General features: G+C 68.0%; 10 protein-coding genes. 4 read left to right on the top strand and 6 right to left on the bottom strand.

Annotation, left to right across the window (positions count from 1 at the left end; genetic code table 11):
- Window positions 1-93: 93 nt before the first annotated feature.
- The 4 genes from CRT60_RS26365 to CRT60_RS37235 form a co-directional block, all read right to left on the bottom strand.
- Complete coding sequence (locus CRT60_RS26365) at window positions 94-564, bottom strand: tellurite resistance TerB family protein (protein WP_098739485.1); 471 nt, start codon at window positions 562-564, stop codon at window positions 94-96.
- A gap of 111 nt (window positions 565-675) precedes the next feature.
- Entirely contained in the window at window positions 676-1,566 is an 891-nt protein-coding gene (locus tag CRT60_RS26360; protein WP_098739484.1) for a 50S ribosomal protein L11 methyltransferase, read from the bottom strand.
- 121 nt (window positions 1,567-1,687) lie between these two features.
- A complete protein-coding gene (locus CRT60_RS26355; protein WP_098739483.1) occupies window positions 1,688-2,896 on the bottom strand; it encodes a hypothetical protein in 1,209 nt (402 codons plus the stop codon).
- A gap of 142 nt (window positions 2,897-3,038) precedes the next feature.
- Window positions 3,039-6,485 carry a UvrD-helicase domain-containing protein gene (locus tag CRT60_RS37235; RefSeq protein ID WP_244592766.1) on the bottom strand — a complete coding sequence of 1,149 codons (3,447 nt, stop codon included), beginning with the start codon at window positions 6,483-6,485 and terminating at the stop codon, window positions 3,039-3,041.
- A gap of 595 nt (window positions 6,486-7,080) precedes the next feature.
- Between CRT60_RS37235 and CRT60_RS26340 the strand changes: the two genes are divergently transcribed.
- Window positions 7,081-7,761, top strand: coding sequence for a LuxR C-terminal-related transcriptional regulator (locus CRT60_RS26340; protein ID WP_098739482.1), 681 nt, complete (start codon window positions 7,081-7,083; stop codon window positions 7,759-7,761).
- A 327-nt stretch (window positions 7,762-8,088) separates the two neighbouring features.
- Window positions 8,089-8,763, top strand: a complete 675-nt coding sequence (locus CRT60_RS26335; protein ID WP_098739481.1) for a LuxR C-terminal-related transcriptional regulator — start codon at window positions 8,089-8,091, stop codon at window positions 8,761-8,763.
- Window positions 8,764-8,817: 54 nt separating this feature from the next.
- Here the strand turns inward: CRT60_RS26335 and CRT60_RS26330 are convergent, their stop codons facing one another.
- Both CRT60_RS26330 and CRT60_RS26325 read right to left on the bottom strand, forming a co-directional pair.
- Entirely contained in the window at window positions 8,818-9,522 is a 705-nt protein-coding gene (locus tag CRT60_RS26330) for an alpha/beta fold hydrolase (protein WP_098739480.1), read from the bottom strand.
- A 286-nt stretch (window positions 9,523-9,808) separates the two neighbouring features.
- Window positions 9,809-10,357, bottom strand: a complete 549-nt coding sequence (locus CRT60_RS26325) for a hypothetical protein (RefSeq protein ID WP_098739479.1) — start codon at window positions 10,355-10,357, stop codon at window positions 9,809-9,811.
- A 266-nt stretch (window positions 10,358-10,623) separates the two neighbouring features.
- Between CRT60_RS26325 and CRT60_RS26320 the strand changes: the two genes are divergently transcribed.
- Together CRT60_RS26320 and CRT60_RS36290 are read left to right on the top strand one after the other, a co-directional pair.
- The gene (locus tag CRT60_RS26320) at window positions 10,624-11,061 is read left to right on the top strand and encodes a YccF domain-containing protein (RefSeq protein ID WP_098739478.1); all 438 of its coding nucleotides are present in this window, start codon (window positions 10,624-10,626) and stop codon (window positions 11,059-11,061) included.
- Window positions 11,062-11,181: 120 nt separating this feature from the next.
- Window positions 11,182-11,883 carry a hypothetical protein gene (locus CRT60_RS36290; protein WP_098739477.1) on the top strand — a complete coding sequence of 234 codons (702 nt, stop codon included), beginning with the start codon at window positions 11,182-11,184 and terminating at the stop codon, window positions 11,881-11,883.

The following is an 11,883-nucleotide window of genomic DNA, read 5'->3' as shown; positions in this document are numbered from 1 at the left end:
TGCGCAAGCGGCGGGGTGGTGGCTATGCCGGTTGGGGTGGGGCCGGTTGGGGTGGGGCCGGTTGGGGTGGGGCGGTCGTCCCCACCCGATCCGTCACACCGGCAGCCCGGCGTCGTCCGGCAGCCCCAGACGCGCCAGCACGCGCTTGCGGGCCTCGCCGCGCTCGACGTCGGAGATGTGCAGCAGGCCGCCGATCCGCCGCAGCAGGCTCGATTCCAGATCGTTCAGCACGCCGTCGGCGTAGGCCACCTCCCACAGCATCTCGATGATCCAGAGGCGGTGGCCGGGCGGGCAGCGGTCCATGATGACGCTGACGTAGCGGAGATAGGGCGAGACGTCCTCGGTGTCGAACACCGCGGCGGACAGCAGGTCCTGCGCCTCCTCCTCGCTCAATTTGAAGTGGCTGCGGACGACCGACAGGATGCGGTCGCGCTCCGCCTCGGAGATGGTGTCGTCGGTGCGCGCGGCCTCGACCATCAGGGCGGCGGCGGCGGCCTGCAGGGCGTCCTCGCCCGGCTCGACGCCGTCGTCGCCCGTGAACAAGGACCGGATGCGGTTCAGCATGGTGGCTCCCCAGCAAGATTTCGGAACATCGTCCCTAGGGGAAGTCGCGAGCCGGCCCTTTTGTTTCAACGGCCCCCGAATTAACGCCTCACTGACTTGACGCCCCCTGGATCAGCGCTTCACCACGAGTGTGGTCCATTCCCCGACCGGGATGCGCGCGACCAGACGCAGGCCCTGGTTGCGGTGGGCCTGGATGACGTGGCGTTCCTGCCGGTTCAGCAGGCCGGCCAGCACGGCATAGCCGCCCTTCTTCAGGTGGCGGCGCAGTTGCGGCGCCATGCGCGACAGCGGGCGGGCCAGGATGTTGGCGGTGATCAGGGTGTAGGGCTTGTGCCGGCCGACGATGCGGGTGTGATAGCCGTCGCCGCCCTGGGCGCGGATCATGCCCTTCTGCCCGTTCAGCGCCGCGTTGATGCGGGTGACGCGCACCGCCTCCGGGTCGATGTCGACCGCCGTCACCGGCACGCGCCAGCGCTTGGCCACCGCCAGCGCCAGGATGCCAGACCCACAGCCCATGTCGAGCGCGCCGCGCCGGCCGCCGCGCGGCAGCTTCAGATGGCGCGACAGCCGGTCGAGCGCCTGGAGGCAGCCGTTGGTCGAGCCATGCTCGCCGGTGCCGAAGGCGGTGGCGGCGTCGACCAACAGCGGGATGCTGCCGGCCGGCACGATGCCCTCATGATGGGAGCCGTGGACGAAGAAGCGCCCGGCGCGAATCGGCGGGAAGCCCTGGTAGCTGTGAGACACCCAGTCGATCGGCGGCAGGTTCTCCACCGCCAGCCTCGGCTCCTCGATGCCCAGCGCCTTGGCCAGCACGGCGACGCGGGACTGGAGACGCGGCTCGTCCGGGGCGCCGTACAGGGTCGCCTCCACCAGCCAGTCGCCGCCCTCCTCCAGTTCGAAGGTCGACACCGCATCGGCATGGTCCCCCACCGCCTCGGCGAAGGCCGGCACATGGGCTTCGGGAACGACCAGCGCGATGCGCCAGAGCGGGGTTTGCGACATGACAGGGGCTTTCCGACGACGACGCGAGAACGACAAGCGGCGTTTTTAGCATCAAGCCCGAAAGAGACCAAGGATTCCGGAGACCGTCCCGTTTCGATGAAAACCCTTACCGGCCGTCCTCCTAACGACCTGCCAGCCGGTCGGCGATGTCGTGCATGCCCTGGGCGCGCAGGACCGACTGGCGATGGCGCAGCAGACGGCGCTCCAGCGCCTTTTCCATGGCCGTTCCGCCGAGCGTCGCACCGTCCGCCCCCTTCAACCGGGCGGCAAGGTCATGGGTCAGCACCGCTTCCACCTTGGCGTCGCGGCGGTCGAGCGGCTGGTCGCCGGCGATGCTCTGGCGCAGGCGCTCCACCAGGACGGCCCGGCTCTGCGGCAGGCGGCCTTCCAGGGCAAGCCGGCAGACCCGGCGCAGCGAGGGGGCCATCGGCGCCGGCGCCGGCACCAACGCCGGGTCGGGATCGCGGTCGAACAGGGCGTCGGCAAGGGCGCCAAGTCCAGCATGCAGGCTCGGCTGGGCGCCCAGCAACTCCTTCACCGTGTCGGCGGATCCCATGATGTCGGCGATCACGCCGTCGAGCAGGACCAGATGCCGCGGCTCGACATCGTCGCCCGTCAGCGCCAGCAGCATGTCCAGCTTCCCGGCGAGCGGTCCGCCCGCCTCCAGATGCTGGGACAGCAGCATGAGGAACAGCGCGTCATGGCCCTCATGCCCGACCGCTCCGTCGATGGCGCGGCTGGTGCCCGGCAGGTCGGCGGCATCGAAGTGCGGCAGCCGGCGCCGCTCGGCCAGGGCGTCGCGGGCGGCCCCGCTGACCGCCTCCACCAGCTGGCGCAACTCGCGGGCGCGGGCGGCGTGGGAAACGCCGTGGACATCGGCATGGTGGCGGGCGGCGGCATGGATGGCGGCACCCAGCAGCGCCCCCTGCTCCTCCAGCCGGCGGAACAGCGGCCAGGAATGCAGCAGTTCGGTCGGGGTGATGCGCTGGGCATCCAGATAGGGGCGCAGCAGCCGGCCGATCACCACCCGGCTTTCGAACCCGCGCAGGTCGTCCGGGGTGCGGCAGAAAGGCGCACCCTCGGCAGTGCCGCCCAGGGTCAGGCCCTTGCGCTGGGTCTGGGGCACCGTCTTGTGCAGGATCACCGTTTCCAGCGACAGGCCGGCGACGGTGCGGAACTTCACCACCTTCGCCTCTTCCACGCCCTTCGCCGCCAGTTGCGAGCGGGCGGCCGACAGCGCAGCCTCCTGGTCGGTATAGGCCCCCTCGATGCGCCAACGGCCTTCGCGGCGGCTCTGAACCTCGTAACTGACGCTGCCCGTTCCGAACACGGTGGTTGGCCTCCGGCTCCGTTGCACCGCTGCGATCTTGGGCGGCTGCGGTGACCGCGGCTGTGACGGCCGTCACAGTGCGGCAAGCCGTCCAGTGCCGCGTTCCGGCATAACGCACCTTGCCGGCGGGCGCAGCTTAGGATCAGCCCGCCTTGTCGGCGGGAATGACGAAGCTGTCCATCACCTTCTTGCTGCCGGAATGGTCAAAGTCGATCTCCAGCTTGTCCTCCGACACGCCGACCACGGTGCCGTAGCCGAATTTCTGGTGGAAGACACGCGCGCCCTTGGCGAAGGGCGAATCCGGCCGGGGCCGCGGCGCCACCGCATAGGCGCCCTGGTCCAGCGTGATCGTCTTGGGCGTCGGCGCCTGACGGGTGGAGCCGCGGAACTGGAAGCCGCCGCCGAAACCGCCCGCCGACCCGCCGGCCCCGTAAGCCCCTGCCCCGCCACCGAAACCGCCGCGCCCGCCGCTGCCGGCGAACAGGCCGTTGGCCGCCTCGGCCTCCACATTGTCCTGCGGGATCTCCTCGACGAAGCGGGACGGGACGGCGCTGACCCAGTTGCCGTACAGCCGGCGGTTGGCGGCATGGCTGACATAGGCGCGGCGGCGCGCACGGGTCAGGCCGACATAGGCCAGCCGCCGCTCCTCCTCCAGTCCGGCGATGCCGGTCTCGTCCAGCGCGCGCTGGTTGGGGAACACGCCCTCCTCCCAGCCCGGCAGGAAGACATGGTCGAACTCCAGCCCCTTGGCGCCGTGCAGGGTCATCACCGTGACCTGCTCGATGCCGGCGGCCTCGGCATTCTCCATCACCAGCGCGACATGTTCCAGGAAGCCCGGCAGGTTCTCGAACTCCGCCATGGCGGTGATCAGTTCCTTCAGGTTCTCCAGCCGGCCGGGAGCCTCCGGCGTCTTGTCCTCCTGCCACATGCGGGTGTAGCCGGACTCGTCCAGGACGGTGCGGGCAAGCTCGGTGTGCGGCACCGTCGCCATCAGCGTCCGCCAGCGGAAGAAATCCTGCAACAGCCCACGCAGGGTGGCGCGCAGCTTCGGCTTCAGCTCGTCCGTCTCGGTCAGCGCCCAGCCGGCCTCGGTCAGCGACAGCCCGCGGGCGCGGGCGGCGGTGTAGAGGCTCTGCATCGCCGCCGGACCGACGCCGCGCTTGGGCAGATTGACGATCCGTTCGAAGGCCAGATCGTCGTCGCCGGAATTGACGACGCGGAAATAGGCCAGCGCATCGCGGATTTCCTGCCGCTCGTAGAAGCGCGGACCGCCCAGCACCTTGTAGGGCAGGCCGAGCGTGATGAAGCGTTCTTCGAACTCGCGGGTCTGGAAGCCGGCGCGGACCAGCACGGCGATCTGCGCCAGGGAGGTGCCCTTGCGCTGGAGAGTCTCGATCTCCTCGCCGACCCAGCGCGCCTCCTCCTCGCCGTCCCAGACCGCCTTGACCTTGATCGGCTCGCCGCCGTCGGCCTCGGTCCACAGCGTCTTGCCGAGACGGCCCTGGTTGTTGGCGATCAGACCGGAGGCCGCCGCCAGGATATGGCCGGTGGAGCGGTAGTTCTGCTCCAGCTTGACGATGGTGGCGCCGGGGAAGTCGGTCTCGAAGCGCAGGATGTTGCCGATCTCGGCACCACGCCAGGCGTAGATCGAGTTGTGGGTAAAGACACCGTCGGCGGAGAAATTATGGGTCGACTCGATATCCAGATCGTGGACCGTCCCTTCATGGAACTCACGCTCCACCGAGGCGACGATGTCGTAACTGCCGTCCTCGGCAAACATCGCCATCCCCGGAAGAACCGAAGCCGCCGGCGTGAAGGGAAGAGAGTTCGCTTCCGTCACGTCGCCCAGGTTGGTCCCAAGCCGCGCCATACGGATCAGGTTCGCCGATCCGAACGCGCTGCGGACCCGTTCCGCCTCGCCGATCAGCTGCCCATAATCCTTGTTCGCCGTTTCCACGCGCCAGCTGTCGGATCCTGATTTCGCGGCACGCACGCTGAAGCCGAGCTCCCTCAGTGCCGCACTTCCCGGCTCGTCGTTGCCGACGATGGAAATCCGATGCATCGGCGTCGGGCCGCGCCGATCGCCACACAGCGTGAGCACGACGTTCCGCCGGCTGGCATTGCGCGAGCGTGGACGGTGGTGTGGGTGATCCATCGGCAGCCCGCGGTCGGCGAGAAGCCGCGCGGCGCCCGCATCGGTGTCGAAGGATGAGAACACCTTCGACAGATAGGCGGCATCCTGAACCAGCCCATTCTCCGACCTGCCCCTGCGCGGGACAAACGGCAAGGTCGGAATCTGGTATCGCAGGGAGGCGATGTATTCGTCGGCCCGCGCGTCGTTCTCGCTGCTGTGCGTTCCGACGATCCACAAGGCGTCGGCCCGTTCCTGCAACAGACGCTGCATGAAACCGACCATCGGCTTGACCTGTCCGGCCGTGTAGACCTGCGACGTGCCAAGTCGCCAGCCGGTCCCTTCCTTGTGCATCAGATAGGTGAAATAGGTCTGGGGCGTCAGTCCAAGGCGATAGCCGGCGAAGTGGACGTGCTCCGGCGTGCTGACGATCCGGCGCCCGGCACTGGTCCGGATGACCACCGCCTCTCCGCGGTATGGCTTCGCGTGGGTCCGTGCGACGATGGCCGGCCGCAGGTCGCCGCTGCCATAGTTGGACAGAACGGCGTCGCCGGCGCCGATGTCCTCGATGGCCCGCCGGCTGCCGTCGGCCATGGTGACCGGGGTGCCGGCGATCAGGCACTGATCTTCATCGCCAACGCAACAAATATTCTTATGTGCCTGCGACAGTATCCTAAGCCACAGATACTGAGCGACGTTGGTGTCCTGATACTCGTCGACCAGAAGATATTTGAACTTGCGGTGATATTCCGCCAGCACGTCCGGATGGTTCTGGAAGATGGCGAGGTTGTGCAGCAGCAGGTCGCCGAAATCGCAGGCGTTCAGGGTGCGCAGGCGCTCCTGATAGGCGCGGTAGATCGCCACCACCCGGCCGCCCGCCACGTCGCCGCCGTCGGCGTCGCCGAGCCGGTCGGGGGTCAGGCCGCGGTCCTTCCAGCGCTCGATGGCGCCCAGCACCTGACGGGGCGGCCACTTCTTGGAATCGATGTTCTCGGCCTGCAGCAGCTGCTTGATCAGGCGGACCTGGTCGTCGGTGTCGAGGATGGTGAAGTTCGACTTCAGCCCGACCAGCTCGGCATGGCGACGCAGGATGCGGGCGGCCAGCGCATGGAAGGTGCCGAGCCACCAGCCCTCAGGCTCGATCCCCATCAGATGGCCGACACGCTCGCGCATCTCGCGGGCGGCCTTGTTGGTGAAGGTCACCGCCAGGATCTGGAAGGCGGCGGCGCGCCGCGTCATCAGCAGATGGGCCAGCCGGGCGGTCAGCACCCGCGTCTTGCCGGTTCCGGCGCCGGCCAGCACCAGGACCGGCCCGTCCAGAGCCTCGACCGCCGCCCGTTGTGTCGGGTTGAGCCCGTCCAGATAGGCGAAGCGCTGCGCTGCGGCCGGGAATCCCGAAGCGGGACCGGCGGCGGGAGCGGCGTGGCTCAACGGATCATCATCATAAGCGTCTGACATGGCGTCCCGGCCTGGGGATGGACGAAAGGGAATGGACGGAAAAATCGGCGGAAGCGTGCGAATGCTCTGTCGCGGCTGGAACGTATACAGCACAGAACGCCCCGGCACGACCCCCGTCGATGGCGGCATACCCCGCCCGGTGACGCAGAGCGGCACGGCCACGCTTATGCCTAATGGCAAATTTCCGGGATATAGGACTCCAACCATCGGGCGATGACGTAGTTCTGCCCGGCAGAGGACCTTCGTCGTGAAAGTCACCCGACACTATCGTTCAGTGTCCTTACGAAGTCACGGCACGACCGTTAACGATTTCCCCTTTTCTGTCACAGACAGTTATTCCAGCTGACCAGGGCAAGCTGCATTATGTCCTCATCTTGTCTTATCCAGGCTTAGGGCATATGCCCATTGCTCGACGCGAAATTTACCTAAGCGAAATTTTGCGCGGCGCAAATCGGGGGTATCTATGGATCACAAGGAGGCACCCCCGAACCCTGAGGGGGAGCGGACCGGACGCAGGAGCGGAAGGTCGGGGATGCCTCCGAAGCGCCACCCGGCGCGACTTTGATCGGAACGGAACAAAAGGCGGGCTTGGACCATGGATGCCATCAACGTTTTCCTCATCGATGCCAACAAGCTTTTCCGTGAGGGCATGAAGCGTCTGTTCGAAGGCACCCCCTTCAACGTCGTCGGCGAGGCCGGCAGCCTGCGCGAGGGCCTGTCGACGCTCGGCACCGGCCAGAACCCGGACCTGATCCTCATCGACCTGCCGAGCGGCGCCGACGAGGAAGTCGAAGCGATGCGCAGCCTGCGCGAAGAACACCCGTCGATCCGTATCGTCATTCTGACCAACGATCTGGAAACCCGCCGCCTGTCGGCCGCCCTCGGTGCCGGTGCCGGCGGCTACCTGCTGAAGGACATCGCCTGCGAGGCGCTGATGCAGTCGCTGAAGCTGGTGATGATGGGCGAGAAGGTGTTCCCGACCCACCTCGCCGCGCTGCTGGTCAGCGGCCGCACCGAGGACATGGGCGCCGAACTGCCGACCCGCCGCAAGGGCCTGTCGCAGCGTGAGGTGCAGATCCTGCGCTGCCTGCTGAACGGCAACAGCAACAAGATGATCGCCAATCACCTGAGCATCACGGAAGCCACCGTGAAGGTTCACCTGAAGAGCCTGCTGCGCAAGATCAACGCCTCCAACCGCACCCAGGCCGCCATCTGGGCGCTGAACAACGGCATCGGCGATCAGGCCGCCGAAACCGGCGTCGCCGCCACCGTCTGATTGCCGCCCGATCCGACGGATCGGCATACCGCTCTGCCGAATGGCCCCGCCCGCCTTCCGTCCCGGCCGTCCGCCCCTTCCATCCGGGGCAGGCGGCCGGCGGAGCGGGACGTTGCCTTTTGCGGCGCTCTTCCGTTTCCGCAGGCCGTCCGGGCAGCCCGTGGCAAAGCTCCGCCAGTCCCATGGCCGGTAAGGGCGGCAGGCATAGAGGAAGCGGTCTAAGACCAAAAGCGAACTACAGCGTGAGAATGGACGTGCTTATGTGAACTGCGGGCCGATGACGCCATCCCGGCGTGAGATCGCCGCAACCTTCTGGAAATGCCCGCGATGAACGTGCTGATCGCCGACGATCACCTGCTGTTCCGAGACGGTCTGCGCCGACTCCTGGCGCAATTCGACGCCGACATGACGTTTTTCGAGGCGAGCACCTATGACGAGGTGCGGGCGCTGTGCGATGGCACCAGACCGTTCGACCTGATCCTGCTCGATCTGGGGATGCCCGGCTGGACTGGCTTCTCGGCTCTCGGCGACATTCATGCCAACTTGCCGAAGGCGCTTCTGGTGGTGGTGTCGGGATCGGAAAAGCGGTCCGACCTGCTGGCCGCCCTGGAAAACGGCGCTGCCGGCTACATCCCGAAATCCTCCAGCGCCAAGGTCCTGCTGGGCGCCTTGCAGCTGGTGCTCGCCGGCGGAATCTATCTTCCCGAACAGGCCATCCGCGGCGCCGACCGTGTCGAACAGACGCATGGCGGCTATGGCGGGCACGGTTCCGGCGAGGCGGTGGACGACAATGCCGGGATGGCCAATGCCAACGGCGACCAGTTGACCCCGCGTCAGCGCGACGTCCTCGCCCGGCTGCGCGACGGCAAATCGAACAAGCAGATCGCCCATGAGCTGGGGCTGACGGAAGGCACGGTGAAGGTCCATGTCACCGCCATCCTGCGGCACCTCGGCGTCCGCAACCGCACCCAGGCGGCACTGACCGCCCAGCAGAGCCTGTAAGGGTTCGGGACAGCCTCCCCCGCAATCGCCTTCCCCACAGGAAACCCGTCTTTCCTACCGCTGCGCCCGCTCCACGGCGGAGACCAGCGCCAGCAGGGCGCCGCGCAGTTCGGTCGCATGGGTGCGCGGGCGGATGGCGGCGGCGTCGGACATGGCGACGACCGTCAGGGTGCGGCACCCGGTCAGCCCGCTTTCGAGCCGCATGAACAGCCCGGCCGGGTCGCTGCCCTGAATCAGGGTCACCGGCACCCGCACCGCCGGCAGTTCGGATTCAAGGTCCCCGAGATCGCCCGTCGGCATCGCCGGCAACGGCCGGCCGAAGCAGGCGGCCAGTGCGTTCCAGCGCCGGCGCATCGGCGAGTCGGCACCGACATCGTCGACGATCATCACGCCGCCGACCTGTTCCGGAAAATCCAGCGCCGCGGCGATGGCGAGCGGCGCCGTCACCGCACCGGCGACCAGAACCGGCCGGCGCCCGCCACGCTCCACCAGCAGCGGGGACAACATCGCCGCTCCGGCGGCGGCCGGCACGGTCAGCCATTCCTGGCCCGCCGGAACATGGTCCAGCAGGCGCCACCACGCCCCCTTGCCGGGATGAAGGAAGATCACCCGCCGACCGGACGGATCGCCGGCACGGTCGGCCGTGCGGTCTCCCGCCCAGGCAGCACCCACCCCGTCCGCGGTCAGACCGTTCACCGGACAGCGGGCGGTGTCTGCCCGTCCGGCGCGGACGGTGGAAGGCTGGGTGTGAAAGAACACGGTCGGGTCCCCGATGGTGGCGTTCCGCGATGGGACCGTCCCACCGCCGAACCCAACCGTAACGAAGCCGAACCGAAGTCGTCCCGTTCGATAAATCGGGCAAAACCCTGAAAAGGGGCTAAAACCCCACCCTGCCCGCAAAAGGTTTCAGCCACCGTCGAAACACGACAAAAGCAAAGCAAATTCCATGACTTGCCGGCCGGCTCCCGGCCGCTTTCGATCACAGGCGGTCAGCCTGCCGATCACCGGCCCAGTCGCCGGCCGGGACAACGGCCATGGCGACCGGTCAATGCAGCGTCACCTCCTCCCCTTCGGGGTCGGGGGCGACCGCCAGGGGGCGGCGAAGTTCGCCGGCCAGGCTGCGCCATTCCGGCGCTCCCCCCAGCTGTTGCAGCAACTGTGCGGTGAAGGCGAAGACCGCGGTTTCGAGCGGCCCGTTGTCTTCCGCATGGGCGTTGACGGTCAGGCAGGATTCCGCGGCGCTCTCGAAGATGGCGGCGGCGGCGCTGGCGCCCGGTCCGGGATCCGGCAGCGGGACGGCCTGTGGCTTCTCCCCGCTGACGCGCAGGCGCGACAGGTTGTCGGCCAGCAGGCGGGTGCGGATGGCGTTGTCGACGGCGGCGGCCATGGTGTAGCCGGCCTCTTCCTCGACGGTGGCGCGCAGGATGCGCAGACCCGCGATCAGTCCGCGGACCACGTCGCCATTCCCGCTGCGCTTGGCCGCAGCCGCGACGGCGGTGCCGAGGATGGCGGCGACCACCGGCGAGAGCGATTCGCCCTCGCCCGGCATGTTCGGCGCGTCGGCGCCGGCGTCGGTGTTCAAAGCCTCGTTCATGCGGCCTCCGATCCGTGTGATCCGGAAGGCGGCCCGCCGGCGGTGCTGCCGGCAAAGGGCCCGTCCGGATGCGTCGTCATGATGCCTGATTCGGATCTGTGGGCCGCACGGATCCGGTTCAAGGCATGGATGGCATGAGGCTCCCCCTCTTTCGCGCCGCCGGACGGGGTGCCCCATCTTCGCATTTGCCGATATCTGTCCGGCCCACCTCTAGGCGCGCCGTATGAGCGTCCCCACATCTGCGGCGAAAGGGAGGGTTACGTGTCATGCCTCTGCTCAGTCTTCTCCTCAATCTGCTCTGGCTGGTCACGGGCGGCATCTGGATGGCGCTCGGCTGGCTGCTGGCCGCGGTCCTGATGGCCGTGTCCATCATCGGCCTGCCCTGGGCCCGCTCCGCCCTGACCATCGCCCATTACACCCTGCTCCCCTTTGGACAAACCGCCGTGCGCCGGGATGAGTTCCGCGGGCGCGAAGACATGGGCACCGGCGCGCTCGGCTTCATCGGCAACATCGTGTGGTTCGTGCTGGCCGGCTGGTGGCTTGCGCTCGGCCATCTGATCTCGGCGGTGGGGCTCGCCATCACCATCATCGGCCTGCCCTTCGCCTGGGCGCATCTGAAGCTTGCGCTGCTGGCGCTGTGGCCGGTCGGAACCGAGATCGTGCCGTCGGATGGCGTCGGACGGCGGGTGCCCGGCCGCATCTGATCCCCGCCTGCGGCATTTCCGACAATTTTATCGAAACGGCCGGCAACCCGCTTTCCAACGCGCAGGAGTCGCATGTCTCCGACGTACTGCCTCTTGTGAGGCTATCCGTTGGAGAGTGCCATGTCGGTATCCATGGTGAGTGCGTCGGCCGTCGGCCAGACCTATCAGCGGCCGCAAGGGCCGGGTAAAGAGATCCGCGAGGGCGTCGACAGCCTGAAGAAGGCGGTGGAATCCGGCGACATGACCGCCGTCCAGTCCGCCTACGACTCCCTGTCGAAGCTGCAGTCCGACAAGCAGGGCAGCAGCAGCGGGACGAGCAGCGGGTCAAGCACCAGCGCCAGCACCGGTAAGGACCCGCTGTCGAAGCTGCTGTCCAGCGTGGGAGAGGCGCTGAAGAGCGGTGACATCGGCCAGGTCCAGCAGGCGATGTCCAAGAACGGCCCGCCCAGCGGCGGTCCGGGCGGAGCCGGTGGCTCCGGTGGTCCTGGCGGAGCCGGCGGCCCGCCGCCGAACGGCCCGCCGCCGGGCGAAGGCGGCGGGTCGGACGAGCTGCGCAGCACCGTCGGCAGCCTCGCCCAGTCCTTGCAGTCCGGCGACGTGTCGGGCGCGCAGGACTCGCTGTCGGCCCTGTCGGATATGCTGAAGAGCGCCGCCGACAGCGACAGCGGAGACGACAGCGGCTCCACCGACTTCCTGGGCACCCTCAAGAAGAACCTGAGCAGCCTGAGCAGTTCGCTCAGCTCCGGCGACCTCTCCGGCGCGCAGAGCCTGTTCGCCAGCCTGACGCCGCGCGGCTCGCAGGGCGTCGACATCACCGCCTGA

This window comes from Azospirillum palustre (genome assembly GCF_002573965.1).
Lineage (GTDB): Bacteria > Pseudomonadota > Alphaproteobacteria > Azospirillales > Azospirillaceae > Azospirillum > Azospirillum palustre.
Note: the sequence above shows the minus strand (reverse complement) of the source record. Positions and strands in the feature narration are given on the sequence as shown.